Here is a 16,099-nt window from a genome sequence, read left to right as displayed (position 1 = left end):
TTTATGAAATTTGAAAAGAAATCTTTGAAATTTTTAGAGAAATATTTAAACACTTCATCACCAACTGGTTATGAACACAGGGGACAAGAGGTTTGGATGGACTATATCAGACCATATGTAGATAAAATTGAAGTGGATCATTACGGAACATGCTATGGTATCATAAATCCTGAAGCGGAATTTAAAGTAGTTATTGAGGCTCATGCTGATGAAATTTCATGGTATGTTAATTATATAACTGATGAAGGGTTAATCTACGTCATCAGAAATGGAGGTTCAGATCAGACTATTGCTCCATCCAAGGTAGTTAACATTCACGGAGAAAAAGGAATTGTAAAAGGGGTATTCGGATGGCCGGCCATTCATACCAGAAGCAATCAAAATGAACCTACTCCCAAAATTGAAAATATATTCATTGATTGCGGAGCTATTTCCAAAAAAGAAGTGGAAGAAATGGGAATCTTTGTAGGATGCATGATCACTTATCCTGATGAATTCTTCGAAATGAATGACAGGTATTTCGTGTGCAGAGCCTTGGACAACAGAATTGGAGGCTTTATGATTGCTGAAGTAGCACGACTTTTAAAGGAAAATAAAAAATCCATCCCGTTTGGTCTTTACATCACTAATTCCGTACAGGAGGAAGTTGGATTATACGGAGCAGACATGATTGCTGATACCATTAAACCTAATATTGCGATTGTAACAGACGTTACCCACGACACTACAACCCCAATGATTGAAAAGGAAAAAGAAGGAAATCAGAAATGTGGCGACGGGCCAGTTGTATTCTTCGCTCCAAGTGTTCACCATACCATCAGAGAGTTGATTATTGACACTGCAAAAACTGAAAAAATCCCTTATCAAAGAGCAGCGGCAAGCAGAGCAACAGGAACAGACACTGATGCTTTTGCCCACTCCAACGGCGGAGTACCAAGTGCATTAATTTCCTTACCTTTGCGCTATATGCATACAACAGTGGAAATGGTGTCTAAGGAAGATGTAGGAAACGTCATCAAGCTTATCTACGAAACCGTTCTGAAGATTAAGCCCGAAATGAAACTGAAGTATCATTAATAGAATCAAGATGCAAGACACAAGATTCAAGAGACTTAAATATGGATAGAAAACACTTATTTTCAACGTATCTAACTTTTGATTCCTGACTCTAAATATCTAATATAAAGTAAAAATGAAAACGAAGCTTATTGCTCCATCCCTTTTATCTGCAGACTTTGGGAATCTGCAAAGAGACATTGAAATGCTCAACAACTCCCAGGCCGACTGGTTCCATATTGATGTAATGGACGGGAGATTTGTACCTAACATTTCATTTGGTTTTCCTGTAATGAAAACTGTTCAGCAACATGCTAAAAAATTCGTGGATGTTCACTTAATGATTGTGGAACCTGAAAAATATGTTGATGAATTTATCAACCATGGTGCAGATCTAATTTCTGTACATTATGAAGCATGTACACACCTTCACAGAACTATCCACCACATTCAGAGCAAAGGAGTAAAAGCCGGTATTGTTTTAAATCCATCTACTCCCGTTTTAATGCTGGAGGATATTATTGCTGATGTAGATTTGGTATTATTAATGAGTGTAAATCCAGGATTTGGAGGACAGAAATTCATTGAAAACACTTACAAAAAGATTGCTGAAACTAAGGATCTTATTGTAAGCAATAATTCTACAGCTCTTATTGAAGTAGACGGAGGAGTAAATCTTGACAATGCCTCAAAGCTTTTTGAAGCCGGAGCAGATGTTCTAGTTGCAGGAAACGCAGTATTCTCTACAGAAAGTCCGGAAAGAACCATTGAGCTTTTGAAAATCTAAAATAAAACAGATTCAAATAAACAAAAAGGCAGTTCTTATAGAGCTGCCTTTTCGCTGGAATTTGAGTCGTCGTGGTTATTAATTTTCTTTCAAGATTCTTTAAATGTCTAAATTCTTCTTACTAACAACTCAAAGGTCTGAATAAAATATCAGATAAACTTCCGTAGAAATACGGTATTTATATTTGAGTATTTCTACTGATTCAAAACTTTTCATACATCCTTATTCCAGATACAGGCACACACTACCAGAACAATACTGATTACGGAAAAAACAGTTCTAATATTGTTCAGAAAATTCCATCTGTTTTCAAAATTCTCACGTACTTGCTTTATAGCTTCTGCTGTAGAAGTAGAGATATCAAATTGATCCAACAGGTTATTCATCGGTACATTCCCTACTACAGTAACCCCAAAAACACCTATCAGATAAGCAAATGTTGCCAATAAAAGAAAAATAAAAGTCGGCTGTTCACCTCTAAACAAGAAAGCAGATATAGGAAGAAGAATTGCAGTTCCCATAAAACTCATAAAAAATACAGGATTCTGGATTTCCCGGTTAATGTTCTGCATCGCTTTCAGATATTCTGCATCAGAAAGCTTTCCCAACCCAAGAACCACGGAACAGGAATAAGCGTAAAAAAGTCCGGCAATAAGAGCGGTAAACACTGTGGTGATAATTAATAATACAGTTATTATTTTCATATATTTTGATTTGTGATTATTATAGATAACAGAGCTGTTTTTAATAAGGGTTCCACTTTTTAATGATATTCTGAGCGGTCAATATCATTTCCGTATCCCAAGTATCGGTTTTAAAATAATGAAATTCCTGATTTTTAATTAATGAAACATCCGCACTATCAAACAACAATCTCGTAAGCATGGTTTGCTCCTTGTGCAAAAGCGTATCTTCCAATGGACTTTCTGAAAGCTTTAGTACCTTTTTATTCCAATTATTTTTTTCCTGATCTCTCCAGTCAGACTCCGATATAAGCTTTTTAACCTTAGCAAAATCCTTAAGAAAATCATCCTTTTCACTTTCTAAATGAATGCTATGGCCAAGTCTTTCAATAATGACATATTCAAGATTTTGACATTGAGAGAAGACCCATGGCAATACAGATAAAATTTCTTCAGGAATAACATCATCATGGGTATCTCTCCGAATAAGTTTCTCTCCGTAAACACTATTCTGCCAGCTCCCTCCTGAAAGATGGATTTCCTTTACTTTATCCAACGGATACGAATTGATAATCTCCCGCATCTCAACTTCAAAATTACAGGATTGACAGTAGACATTATGAAGATCCAAAATCAGAAATCCATCGGTATCTTCAATCAGCTTATCCAGAAACAGTCCTTGTTCCCTGACATCATCTATAGAGAATGAAAATGCCAGATTCTCTATCCCAACAGGAATATCCAATGCTTCCTGAAGCCTGAAAATCCTATCCTTTCCTATTTGTAATGTTTTAGAATGTAAAGAAACCGGTAATGGTACTCCCTGATGGAAATTCTCAGTATTCATGAAGCCGAAATGCTCCGTAATGTGATTGTATTTTCTCTTTTTAACTTCTTTCTTTAGCTTATTCAGCCATATATTCTGCCTTTCTGTCCATCTCGCATCAAATAATGAATAATAAACCCCATGCCCGATCAGGCGGTTGTTTTCGGAAAAAAAATTTAGCAGATCTCCAAGCCAATCTGGTTCTTTCGTATGATAAAGGGTATCAAAAGACCATTCCAATACATCAACAGAATTGCTTTGCAACAAAGGCAAAATAGCAGAAACAAACTCTGTTTCCGCCATCATCGATAATCCTAGCAGTGGCTTTCTCATCTCCTATCCCATCCCACAGGCAGGGCAATTACGAGGATCAAATCGAACTGTATCTTTTCTAACAATAACTTTAGGAGTTGTGGTAGGCTTAGGTTTTTTAGCTGTATCGGAAGCAGCTACCTTTCTAGTTTTCTTTACAGGCTTTTTTGTTTTAGTGGAAGACTGGGTACTTTGTGCAGAAACACCTACCGCTAATAAACTGGCCATTAATAATGTTGGAATTTTCATAATCGCTTTTTAATAAAAAATTTGCAATAAACGTTCCATTTATTTCAAGCCTAAAATACAACAATTTATTATTGAGTATTAATTTTTTAAATCCACTCAGAAAAAACATATCTAACTTCAAGCTAAAATCAGCTGAAATGGCAGTTATTGTGACAACAAGGCCACCGTTTTCAATATTGAATAGAAGTATTTGTCACTATAAAAAACAAGATCCGAAGAATATTCTCCGGATCTTTTATTTTGTAAGGTAATTTTCTTAGAAAATCTCTCTTCCTGAAAAATGGAATTGAGCCTCGATTAATGCATTCTCGTTAGAATCTGAACCGTGAACTGCATTTTCTCCGATGCTTCTTGCAAACATCTTTCTGATTGTACCTTCTGCAGCTTCTGCAGGGTTAGTAGCACCAATCAATGTTCTGAAGTCTTCAACTGCATTGTCTTTTTCTAAAACTGCAGCTACGATAGGACCAGAACTCATGAATTCTACTAGCTCACCATAAAATGGTCTTTCAGCGTGTACTTCATAGAATTTTTTTGCATCAGCAACTGTAAGCTGAGTTAATTTTAATGCTTTGATTTTAAAACCTCCTTCAGCAATCTTACCCAATATTGCACCGATATGTCCGTCAGCAACAGCATCAGGCTTAATCATAGTGAATGTAATGTTAGACATAAATGTATATTTTTTAATGGCGCAAAATTACAAAAAATATCTTTGATTTTTATTTTAATTTTTTTTTAACATAAAAATAACTTTTATTAAGAAATTATGAACTCGTCTTTGGCACAGTAATTGTTTATTCTATTGCGATTCTCATGTTTAATTTGAGTTTTCATGGTTATTAGTTTTTACCCAGCTTCGGCTGGGTTTTTTATTTGCAACAAATGAGTGTTTTTATTGCTGATTTGATAAAATTAAAAACCATATAAAAGTATATTAACACCTTATTGCTTCTAATACAATCAATGAAATAATCGATTTTTTTTGAAATATTTTTTATAACCTAGAATTCAGGTATTGAAAAGTAGAGTTATGTGACAAAATATTCATGACAAAAAGTGGAATTATTCTAAAAGAGAATTTTTTAAAGTAAAAAAAAAATCAATTCAGTTACTAAAAAACATTCTTATATATTTTTTTTTTAATTTCTTTTCTTGAAATCAAAAATGTAAACTTATAGTAAAAATTGATTCTGAATATTAATTCCAGATTTTAAATGAGTGTACAAAAAAAACACCTCGGATTACTATAAAATTAATCTGAGGTGCTGTATGTTATAAAATTTTCCTGTTATTTTTGAGAAGCTTCCTCTGCCTCATCCATAAGTTTGATGTAATTGGCATAACGAGAATGCTGAATTCCTCCTTCTTCAAGCGCATCAATAACAGCACATTTAGGCTCATTAATGTGAAGACAGTTATGAAATTTACATTCTCCTCTTTTCTTGAATATTTCAGGAAAATAATGCTGAACTTCTTCTTTTTCAATGTCAATCATTGCAAACTCACGAACTCCGGGAGTATCAATAACGTTTCCTCCAAAATGCCAGAAATGCATCTGAGCAAAGGTTGTGGTGTGTTTTCCCTTTAAATGGGTATCTGAAATTTCTGAAGTTTTCAAGTTTAGTCCGGGCTGTAAAGCGTTGACTAATGTAGATTTTCCACAGCCTGAGTGTCCGAAAAATACAGAGGTTTTATCTTTAAGAAGTTCTTGAAGCTGATCCAGATTTAATCCTGAATAAGATGAGATTTCCAAGGTATTGTAACCTATTTCCTGATAAATAAACTCAACATCTTTTACAATTTCAATTTCTTCTTCATGTAAAACATCAATCTTGTTGAAAAGAATCAATGGTGTAATATTATATGCCTCACAACAAGCTAAAAATCTATCCAGGAATCCCAATGAAGTTTCCGGATGCTTCAAGGTAAAAATAAAGCATGCCAGATCTATATTGGAAGCGATGATATGTGCTTCCTTTGAAAGGTTAACGGATTTTCTGATCAGGTAATTTCTGCGTGGTTCTATTTTTGTGATCCATGCAATGTCATCCTGTTCCAGTTGAAACTCAACAAAATCTCCTACAGCAAGCGGATTGGTAAGTCTTGTTTTGATCAATTTGAATTTACCTCTGATTCTGGCCTCGAAAATTTTATTTGTTTCCAATTCCAAAACCTGGTACCAACTGCCTGTAGATTTAATGATTTTTCCTTTCATAAATAATATGGTGCAAATATAAGAAATTAGGGCTTAGGGTTAGGAAATAGTTTACCTAAATCCCGACTCCCTAAGCCCTACTAGCTATTATCTGTTTTCAACAAGTTATTTCTTGTCGATCATGATGTTATTCTGTACCTCAATAGACTCCTCGTGAATTGCTTTGAATACTTTTTCAATAAACTCCTGAGACATTCCTGTTTCTTTCGCTTTTTGTGTAGCGTATTCTGTAATTACTTTCCAACGTTCAGGCTGGAAGATCGCAATATCATTCTCTTGCTTAAGCTTACCAATTTTTTCTGAAATCTTCATCCTTTGAGAAAGAAGCTCGATTAACTGGAAGTCAAGATCAGAAATCAATGTTCTGTGTCTTCCCATTTCTCCTTCAAAACCAGCAAGATTAGAGTTTCTTACTTTTAAGTTACCGATAAGTTCTGCAAGTACTTCAGGCGTAATCTGCTGAGAAGCATCACTCCACGCTTCATCAGGATTACAGTGCGATTCAATAATTGCTCCTTGGTAGCCAACGTTAAGCGCTTCCTGAGTAATATCTGCCAAACCTGTTCTGTTTCCACAAATGTGAGAAGGGTCAATCAACATTGGGATATCCGGGAACTGGCTTTTGAAATCAAGGGCAATCTGCCAGTTTGGATTATTTCTGTATTTTGTTTTCTGGTATGTGGAAAACCCTCTGTGAATTACCCCTAGATTTTTAATATCCTGACCTAAAAGCCTTTCCAAAGCACCAATCCATAATGCAAGATCCGGATTTACAGGATTTTTAACAAATACAGGTTTATTAGTTCCTCTTAATGCCATTGCAATTTCCTGAACGGTAAATGGGTTCACTGTAGAACGTGCTCCAATCCAAAGAACATCTACATCAGCCTCCAAAGCTGCAAATACGTGATGTGCATTAGCAACTTCTGTGGCCGTTTTGAAACCGTATTCTTCTTTTACTTTTTTTAACCAGTTCAAACCAATCACCCCTACTCCCTCGAATCCATTTGGCTTCGTACGTGGTTTCCAGATTCCTGCACGGAAAACCGATACATTGGCGTTGGATTCTTTAATTCTTCTCGCTGTTTCAAGCATCTGAGCTTCACTTTCTGCGCTACATGGCCCCGCAATCATTAATGGTTGTGTAAGCTCATTGATCCACTCGTTTTTTAAATCTTTTAAATTCATATTCTAAATTTTATTGTTTTTTAATATTTTTTTAGGTCACAGCAATAGCCCTTTGATTATAAAATTTAATTTATAATTCTTTTCAAAAAATGCCGTTCAAAATTGTTTAAAGGAATCAGGAAAATAATAGGGCTCTACTTCTCCTGTATTTTTTGGAAAGAAATTCAGTTAACAGTACCAATAAAATCGGTAATACGTTCTGAAATTTCTATAATAAGAAGCAGAAAAACTAAAATAACCGCTAAAAAAGTAATTAGCGGGTGCAAAAAAAGACAGATATGTATTATTCAGTTTTTCCATTTTATTCTGGAAATGTCTTTGTTTTAGCGTTTCTGGTTGCAATTTGTTCTTGTCGAAAATTTATTTTCAACAGAAAACTTTGACAAATATATAAAAATTATGTCAAATCAAACTTCATTAAATCATCAAGATCTCTTAAAAGTGGATTTTTTTCTATAAATTTTTCAAATATTTTTCTTTTGGTGACTACTTCAATCTTCAGATTTTCAACGTCTCTCTCGTATTCTACCTCAATGGCATGGTTCTGAACTTTTTTTCTGAAATGATTGAAAAATTCTCCACTCACCTTATCAAATTCTACCTTGGCAGAATCTGATGGAAATAAAACTTTAATTTTATTCTCTTCTTTTTTCTCCAGCTTAAATGTTTTAACTGCATTAAAGATAAAAGTATTTTTTACCTGCAGCTGCTTAAGCATGATTTTCCATTCCATCTGCAGATCTGTATCTGTAAAATGGTGTTGGGGAAGATTTTCAGTTTTTACAACAACATTTTCTGTTGTCTCTACTTTTTCTTCTTTATTCAAAAAGGAATTAATGCTAAAGCCTGAAGAAATTCCAGGTCTGGATAACGGCTTTGTTGTTTTATTGATTGTAGTATTCTGAACCTCTTCAGACTGTACAGTTTGTACCGTCTTAACGGGCTCTTTTTTCTCCGGAGCTTTTTCAGGGATTTTCACTTCCTGCTTCTCACTGAGAAAAGGAGCTAGTATTAAGAACTTTTTTTTTTAGTATCACCTGAATTAGCTGTCAGAGAAGATAGCTGCATCAGTGCAATTTCAACGGTAAGTCTTGGATTCTTTGAATTCTTATAATTAATATCTGCATGGTTACAGATTTCAATGCCATCAATCAGTTGCTGGGCAGTCCATTTTTGTCCTTGTTCTATAAACTTAGATTTAGTCTTCTCTCCTACTTCAATAAGATCAATTGTAGAAGTATTCTGTGCCATCATCAGGTCTCTGAAATGATTCCCTAGTCCGGCAACAAAAATATGGGGATCAAAACCTTTTTTAACAATATCATTAAAGGCAGACAGTACTTCAGGAATTTTGTTTTCCTTGGCAAGATCTACAATATTAAGGTATTGATCATAGTCCAGAATATTCAGAACTTCTGCGGCTTTTGCGAGTGTAATGTTTTTCTGGGAGAATGTGGAAAGCCTGTCGAAGATTGAAAGAGCGTCTCTTAATGCACCATCTGCCTTTTGGGCAATCAGGTATAGAGCGTCATCTTCGTATTGTATATTTTCCTTTTGAGCAATATTTTTCAGGTGTGCCTGAATATCTTCAATGGTAATTCTCTTGAAGTCATAGATTTGACAACGAGATAAAATGGTTGGAATAATTTTATGTTTTTCCGTAGTCGCCAAAATGAAGATAGCATGAGCTGGCGGCTCTTCAAGTGTCTTAAGAAAAGCATTGAAAGCGGCAGAAGACAGCATATGAACCTCATCAATGATATATACCTTGTATTTACCAACCTGAGGAGCAAAGCGAACCTGATCTATCAGTTCTCTGATATCATCTACAGAGTTATTGGATGCAGCATCCAATTCATAGATATTATAAGCAAAGCCGTCTTCTGAAACCGAACCATCTTTCTCATTGATCTTTCTTGCAAGAATTCTGGCACAGGTAGTTTTTCCCACACCACGAGGGCCACAAAAAAGTAATGCCTGAGCTAGTTGGCTTTCTTCAATTGCATGTTCTAAAGTATCCGTAATATGGGATTGTCCTACAACTGTATCAAACTCTTGAGGACGATATTTTCTTGCAGATACTATAAAATTTTCCATTGGTCAAAAATAAGAAATATAGTTCTAATTTGAAAATTAAAAGTTTTCAAATATCAACAAAAATGTATTTCTGCTCAAATTGGAAAACTTTTAATTTTTATTTCTTTTTACTGTATGCAAAATCAATCAATTCAACAATAGCCTGTTCAATTTCCTTTCTTCCTTCTTCTGTTTTCAGATCAATACCGCAGAAAACACTTGCGTTATATCCTGTATAAAGGTTAAGGTAATAAGCTCCTGAAACAATTAGTGCCATGATTGCTCTATGTCTCGTTGCTGCGCCCTCTCCAAAGTATGGGTCTGAGATATTTCCAAACAAAACCTCTCCTACTTCTTCACGCTGTTCAACCAACTTTTTAAGAATAGGTTTATTTTCTGAAAGTTCCCAAAGGATAATTTTTTGAAGTTCTTTATTTTTCTTAAGGTTCTCAAACTGGTTAAGCACAACAAATTTGGTAAGCTCATGCCCTCCGTCAGAGTAATCTACTTCTACATCTTTATTTACCTGACTCCAGTAATCCTGAGACTTAATATATTCATCGATTAGCTTATCAGTACTTCCAAAGTACTCATAAATCAATTTTTTATCAAAACCTGCAACTGCTGCTATTTTACTTACTTTTAAACCTGAGTATCCTTTTACTCTTAAAATTTTACCAACTGCAGCAAGCAGTTTCTGTTTTGTTTTTTCTTTGTCCCTAATTGGGCCTTGCACTACTTTTCTAGGCATAATTTATTATTTTTTTGCAATATGCAATTTTTTATTAATATCATCAAATGCGTTGAGTGTTTTATCCAAATGTTCCTTTTCATGTCTCGCTGTTACACTCATTCTGATACGTGCATCTTTTCGTGGCACTGCCGGATATAGAATAGGATTCGTATAAATCCCTTTTTCTATTAATAATTTTCCGACATCTCCTGTTAAGTATGGATCTCCTATTTTTACAGGAACAATCGCAGAGCAGGTAATTCCTGTATCTAATCCCAGATCATCAAGTCCTTTTTTGAAATAATTGATATTATTCCAAAGTCTTTCTCTCCAGATTGGTTCTTCGTCTATTAAATCAATGGCTTTAACGATTCCTGCGGATGATGGTGGGGCTGTTGCTGAGAATATCTGCTGACGGGATTGAAATCTGATAAATGCTGCCAATTTTTTATCGGCAATAACGTATCCACCTAGGTTACCAAACGTTTTACTGAATGTTCCTGTGATGATATCTACTTTATCAAGTAATCCGGCTTGTTCCAAAGTACCTCTTCCTGTTTCTCCAAGGATACCGACACCATGTACGTCGTCTACCATTAGAAAGGCATTATACTTCTTCACCAGATTATAGATCTCATTAATATGCGAGGTATCACCATCTTGGGAATACACTCCATCCACAATAACGAGTTTCGTACGGTACAGATTTTCAGATACCTTCAAAATGTGTTCCAAAGATTCCAAATTATTGTGTGGAAATGTTTTTTTATTGGTAAAGGCACATCCTTCATGTACGCTGGCATGTACTGCCATATCTAAAATCGCAAGATCTTCTTTCTGCATTAAGCATTGTAAAGTGGCGCTATTAGCAGTATACCCGGTAGTAAAAACTACAGCTTCATCTTCAGTTCTTTTAAAAAAACTTGATATCTTTTTCTCTAAGGCATTATGGTAATCAAAATAACCACCAATAAGAGGGGTTGCTCCTGTTCCTGTGCCATACTTTTCTATTCCCTCAATAGCAGCCTGTTTTACTTTTGGGTGCTGTGTAAACCCTAAGTAATCACTAGAAACAAAACTAACAAATTCTCTGTTTTGATTTGCAATATTTACATTCAATACTGCATTGGTCCCTGAAGTATTCTTCAGTCTGTAATTCATATGCCCGTTAGACTTCACGAAGTCCAGGTATTCATAAAATATTTCAGCTCTTTGAGCCATATCATTATCTGGTATATTCTCAAAGTCTTTAATAGTTGCTGTTGTGAAATTGATGCTCATCCTTAATCTTGTTTGTTGTGGTTCGAAGAAACAAATATATGACTATTTAAAGGGCTTTGATTCACATAAAAGATTAAATATTATTAAAGACTTAATATTTTTATTCTCTTAATCCGTAAACCAAACTACTCTATTATATAGATGCAACTTTGAACATATTTTTTATTGAACTTGTCAGTTTTTAGTAATGGAAAATTAGTAAAAAAAGCAATCAATAAAGCAATATTAGTGAAGAAATAGCAAAAAAATACTATTAATTTTTACAACCATCTCATTTATAAAAGATTATTTTTTATTATTCTTTAGTTACAACGTTTTAAAAGCTCTATTTTGGTTGAATTTTAACATTATTAAATCCCATAAAGGAGAACAGGCTATGTAAAAAGATACTAGTAAAGAGGTTTCAAAGAAGCCAATTAAAAAATTTAAATTGGATGATATTTCCTAAAATTACCTGGGGTAAAACCTGTCATTTTTTTAAAAAACTTTGAAAAATTAGATGGATCATAGGTAAAAATACGGGCGATTTCTGCTACGGATTTGTCGGAGCTGGTAAGCATCCATTTAGCTTCCTGAATAATTTTTTCATCATAGAAATAGCAGGGATGCTGTCCTGTTTCCTTTTTGATAGTATCGGTAAGGTGTTTATGAGAAACCGCCAAATGCCCAGCAATTTCATTTAATTCCATAAATTCGGAAATACTTCCTGAAATCACATCACGAACATGCTTTTCTAAAAATATAAAATACTGATTTGCAATTTCTTTACTTCTTTTCATCATGTTTTGGTTTTATGCTGCTTTAAAGCATCAATTTAAAGTTAAGAATTAAAAACCACATGGTGAACTTTTCGGATCATTAATAGCAACAACTCTCTAATACAAGCACATTACACTGATTTTATCTATAAAAAAGATGACTATTTTTAGATTTAAAATATGAATTCGAATAGGAAATGTTGTGAAAAGCAAAAAGATCTCCTGAAAGAGACCCTTTACTTTTGAGGCAAAACCGTTTGTGTTCTTAGAATCATCTAAATTAATTAGAAGCCTCTTTCATCTTTGTGGGAACCGTTTGCAAAAATAGGGAAGCTATTTAGCCTGATCAAAAAAAGCATGTAGAATTAACACAATATCATTGTAAAATTTTTGCTACAAAAAGACAATAAATGAAAAATACACACTACACCCCATACAAAACATAAAAATAAATTATATACATTACAGGCATTTAATTGATATTCAACTCATTAAATTAAATAAACATCATTGAGTTATCATATCAAAGCTTAACCATTTTTTCTAACATCAGCATTCTCAGTCATGAAATCTAAGAAAAAACAACAAATTAAAATCATGGTTTCTGTTACAAAATTCATTTTATCAAATCAATTTTCACTATTTGTAGAAATATTACTACAAAAAAACCGACAAATATCTGCTTCATTGTCAATAAATACACACAAAACTCATGGTAATACCCATCAAAAAATACTGATTTATCTGTATAATTTCATTATTTTTACAGCATCAAATAAATCTATTTAACACATAAAACACAAACGACTAAAAAAATTAATGATAAAAATTTATTCTCAATCGTTCCTACCCATTAAAAAAACTTCGACTTGTACAAAAACTATTATTAACCGTTTTATGCATTAATGTATAAAACATAGATCAGTTGTGCACATATGAGGGCTTGGGCATTGTTTTTTACTTGCTTATATTTCAACATTTACGGACAGCGCCATACTTCAACATGGTACAATATTGACAACGGACTTCCACAAAGCAGTGCAAAGGCCATTGTTAAGGATAAGTATGGTTTTATATGGATTTCTACAGAAAATGGGCTTGTGCGCTACGATGGTAGTTCTTTTATTACTTTTAATAGTTTTAAAATAAATAATCTGCACTTTGGAGAGTTTATTGGGGATCCACTTTTAGACAGTATTACTGCTCTTAATAATTTTCAGGAAAACAAGATCATTATAAAAAATAGATTTCCAAAAGTTACCAATCTTCATAGTAGTGATAAAAAAGATTTTGTAGAAGGAGAAATGTATGTAAACAGGGTTGCCAATAATATCATTGCATGTAATTTTTATAATGACATTAACTACTTTATACAGCTTAAAAATTCAACATACAGCTTTACAGCAAAAAACACTATCGTATACAAGGATAAAAATGGAAAAGAAACAAAAATATCTCTTCCTTTTACAAACAAGGATCTGAACAATATTTTTGTATTTAATGAGGTTCTTTTTATTAATAACCTAAAGACAAGGAGAACCTATTCTATTGATAGGGGAAATCTTGTTGTTCATGAGAAAGAAAGTCTTTTTAATGATCCAAATACAAAGGTTTACTGGCAGCAAATTACTAATCAGACCTTTATCATCAATCACAATAACATTTATCTTGTAGAAGGAAAAGGACGTGAAATCACTCTGAAATTCCTTGTAAAATATAATGAGATAGGCAGCCATCCCTATTATTCCATGTTCTATGATAAGGATTTTAATAAGCTTTACCTTGGAACCCTGAATAATGGCCTGAATGTTCTTTCACTTTCAGATTTCTATGTTGCCAGAAAAGAAGCTGATTTTTCAAATAATGTATACTACGCCTCTCTCCCATTCAGCAAAAATACGATCATTGCTGAAGACGGAACAGAGTTTGGAAAACATGGAGTTATCAATAAATATCCATTTGGAAATAATGATAATTATCTTATGATGTATGACAAGTCTGGGAATATCCTTATCCAGAAAAGGAGCAGTATCATTAGATTTTATAAGAATTCTGGCTATAAAAGAAAAGATTCCACCTTCATAAAGCAAGGATTTGAATTTTTCTTGAAAAGCGGAAACCTATATGGCTCTTCGTTTTCAGATTTTTCTAAAAGCCAGTTGCATCTCTCTACAAAAGATATATTTTCAAAGCCGGATTTTGTTTATGATTTTAAAAGCTTTGTCAATACTTTTGCCCAATACAGCAAGAATCAAGTATTGGTTGGCAACAGCAATGGGCTGTACTCTATTACTTTGGGAAAGGAAACGATTACTCCCATTCTGCAAAACATTCATGTTAAAAGTATTATTCAGACAAAGGATAATCTCGTTTGGATTATGACCAATAAGAACGGTTTTTATCTTTTCAGAAACCGAAAACTTACTAAAATGCCAAATGACAGGAACAACTACCTTCAATCTGCACATTATATTCTTGAAGATCGAAAAGGGTTTTATTGGATATCCTCCAATAATGGACTGTTTAAAGTCCCTAAGAAACAGCTTCTACAGTATGCTGAGGATCAAAAAAAACCGGTTTTTTATTATCGATTCACCAAAAAAGACGGATTCTTGACGAATGAGTTTAATGGAAGCTCACAACCTAATGCCTACATACTGGAGAATGGAGATTTTGTATTCCCGTCTATGGATGGATTTGTATTTTTTAACCCAGACAGTATCAAGACCTATTATCCGGACAAAAGTGAAATTTATATTGAAAGGGTAAAGATTGGAAATTCCGAACCTCAATATTTTCACCATCTCCTTGATTTAAAAAAAGATTATAAAACAGCCGATATTTTCATTGATATTCCATATTTCTCTAATCTGGAAAACCTTTATATAGAGGCCAAAGTATCAGGTACGGAAAATACGGAATGGGAACAAATCACCACTGGAAAAGAACTGAAATATACCATCAGTAATCTTGCTCCCGGAGAATACAAACTCAGCGTAAGAATGCTGGTATCTCCGGATGGGAAATACGAAGAAAAAAACATGCAGTTTAAAATTCAGCCGTTTTTTTATCAAACACTGCTGTTCAGGGTGTCTGTTTCTATTATTATTCTGATTATCATTACTATAATTGTTCAGTTAACCACTAATTTTTTAAGAATAAAAAACAAGGCCTTAAAACAGATTGTTCACAACAAAAATTCTGAGTTGAAAGAAACAGCTCTCACTCTTGAAGTGGTAAAAAGTGACTTACAAAAGGAAACTGAGTATCAGAAAAAATTGGTTGAAACCATTAGCCATGACATTACTACTCCCATTAGATTTATTGCCATGCTTTCGCAGAAATTGTATGAATCGGATGATGTAGAATTGCAGAAAAAGTATTTTGACAGTATTTATAAATCTTCAGAACAACTTTATCAGTTTACCTTAAATTTAAAAGAATATACCGAACTTTATAAGGCTGAAAATATTTTTGAGGAGGAAGAATATCCTATTAACAGGATTTTGGAGATCAAGAAAAAATTATTCTGTGAGATAGCCAAAGAAAGAGGCACTATGATTATCAACATGGCTAATATCAAAGTTTATTCTCATGTGAACGAAAGTATTTTAATGGCCATTATTCACAATATTCTTGATAATGCCGTAAAGAATACATTTGATGGACAGATAACGCTGAATATTACAGAAAATAACCAAAAATCTACCATAACAATAACAGATACAGGAGCAGGAATGTCTGCAGAACAAATAGCCATCTACATGAATCTTTTTAAAAATCCTAAGCTGGAAACACCTAGCTTTAAGGGAAAAGGATTAGGATTGCACATGGTGATTCATTTAGTTAAAAAGATTAATGCTGAAATAAACTTTAGACAGAATCATCCCAAGGGAATTGTTGTAGAAATAATGCTCAATAAAAACTAATTT

14 protein-coding genes are annotated in these 16,099 nt (G+C 33.6%); 3 read left to right on the top strand and 11 right to left on the bottom strand.

The features are described 5' to 3' along the window. The first annotated feature begins 3 nt into the window (after nt 1-3). Together chrP and rpe are read left to right on the top strand one after the other, a co-directional pair. Nucleotides 4-1,077: a chryseobasin maturation metalloprotease ChrP gene (gene chrP / locus EG359_RS01270; protein ID WP_076355779.1), complete on the top strand. Its 1,074-nt coding sequence runs from the start codon at nt 4-6 to the stop codon at nt 1,075-1,077. Nucleotides 1,078-1,192: 115 nt separating this feature from the next. Continuing rightward, on the top strand, nt 1,193-1,843 hold the full coding sequence (gene rpe / locus EG359_RS01265; protein ID WP_076355781.1) for a ribulose-phosphate 3-epimerase: 651 nt from the start codon (nt 1,193-1,195) through the stop codon (nt 1,841-1,843). 212 nt (nt 1,844-2,055) lie between these two features. Here rpe and chrI read toward each other — a convergent pair whose 3' ends face one another. The 11 genes from chrI to EG359_RS01210 form a co-directional block, all read right to left on the bottom strand. Continuing rightward, nucleotides 2,056-2,547, bottom strand: coding sequence for a chryseobasin maturation helper ChrI (gene chrI, locus EG359_RS01260; RefSeq protein WP_076355783.1), 492 nt, complete (start codon nt 2,545-2,547; stop codon nt 2,056-2,058). Between the two features lie 40 nt (nt 2,548-2,587). After that, entirely contained in the window at nt 2,588-3,685 is a 1,098-nt protein-coding gene (gene chrH, locus EG359_RS01255; protein ID WP_084180480.1) for an MNIO family chryseobactin maturase, read from the bottom strand. 3 nt (nt 3,686-3,688) lie between these two features. Further along, nucleotides 3,689-3,913: an MNIO class RiPP chryseobasin precursor ChrA gene (chrA, locus tag EG359_RS01250; RefSeq protein WP_076355785.1), complete on the bottom strand. Its 225-nt coding sequence runs from the start codon at nt 3,911-3,913 to the stop codon at nt 3,689-3,691. Between the two features lie 256 nt (nt 3,914-4,169). Then, on the bottom strand, nt 4,170-4,586 hold the full coding sequence (locus tag EG359_RS01245) for a nucleoside-diphosphate kinase (RefSeq protein WP_076355787.1): 417 nt from the start codon (nt 4,584-4,586) through the stop codon (nt 4,170-4,172). 618 nt (nt 4,587-5,204) lie between these two features. Further along, nucleotides 5,205-6,131 (bottom strand): ribosome small subunit-dependent GTPase A, encoded by a 927-nt coding sequence (gene rsgA / locus EG359_RS01240; protein ID WP_076355789.1) that lies wholly within the window; start codon nt 6,129-6,131, stop codon nt 5,205-5,207. 105 nt (nt 6,132-6,236) lie between these two features. Further along, nucleotides 6,237-7,319, bottom strand: coding sequence for a chorismate mutase (locus EG359_RS01235; RefSeq protein WP_076355791.1), 1,083 nt, complete (start codon nt 7,317-7,319; stop codon nt 6,237-6,239). 397 nt (nt 7,320-7,716) lie between these two features. After that, a complete protein-coding gene (locus EG359_RS22675) occupies nt 7,717-8,298 on the bottom strand; it encodes a hypothetical protein (protein WP_084180482.1) in 582 nt (193 codons plus the stop codon). Between the two features lie 32 nt (nt 8,299-8,330). Next, nucleotides 8,331-9,416 (bottom strand): DNA polymerase III subunit gamma/tau, encoded by a 1,086-nt coding sequence (gene dnaX / locus EG359_RS01225; RefSeq protein WP_076355793.1) that lies wholly within the window; start codon nt 9,414-9,416, stop codon nt 8,331-8,333. 97 nt (nt 9,417-9,513) lie between these two features. Beyond that, nucleotides 9,514-10,146: a TetR/AcrR family transcriptional regulator gene (locus EG359_RS01220; protein WP_076355795.1), complete on the bottom strand. Its 633-nt coding sequence runs from the start codon at nt 10,144-10,146 to the stop codon at nt 9,514-9,516. Between the two features lie 6 nt (nt 10,147-10,152). Beyond that, a complete protein-coding gene (locus EG359_RS01215; RefSeq protein WP_076355797.1) occupies nt 10,153-11,409 on the bottom strand; it encodes an aminotransferase class I/II-fold pyridoxal phosphate-dependent enzyme in 1,257 nt (418 codons plus the stop codon). Between the two features lie 425 nt (nt 11,410-11,834). Beyond that, nucleotides 11,835-12,191 carry a helix-turn-helix domain-containing protein gene (locus EG359_RS01210; protein ID WP_076355799.1) on the bottom strand — a complete coding sequence of 119 codons (357 nt, stop codon included), beginning with the start codon at nt 12,189-12,191 and terminating at the stop codon, nt 11,835-11,837. A 911-nt stretch (nt 12,192-13,102) separates the two neighbouring features. Between EG359_RS01210 and EG359_RS01205 the strand changes: the two genes are divergently transcribed. Further along, a complete protein-coding gene (locus tag EG359_RS01205) occupies nt 13,103-16,096 on the top strand; it encodes a sensor histidine kinase (protein WP_076355803.1) in 2,994 nt (997 codons plus the stop codon). The last annotated feature ends 3 nt before the right edge of the window (nt 16,097-16,099 follow it).

Origin of the sequence: Chryseobacterium joostei, from assembly GCF_003815775.1 — a bacterium.
GTDB lineage: Bacteria > Bacteroidota > Bacteroidia > Flavobacteriales > Weeksellaceae > Chryseobacterium > Chryseobacterium joostei.
This window is presented reverse-complemented; position numbering and strand designations above follow the sequence as displayed.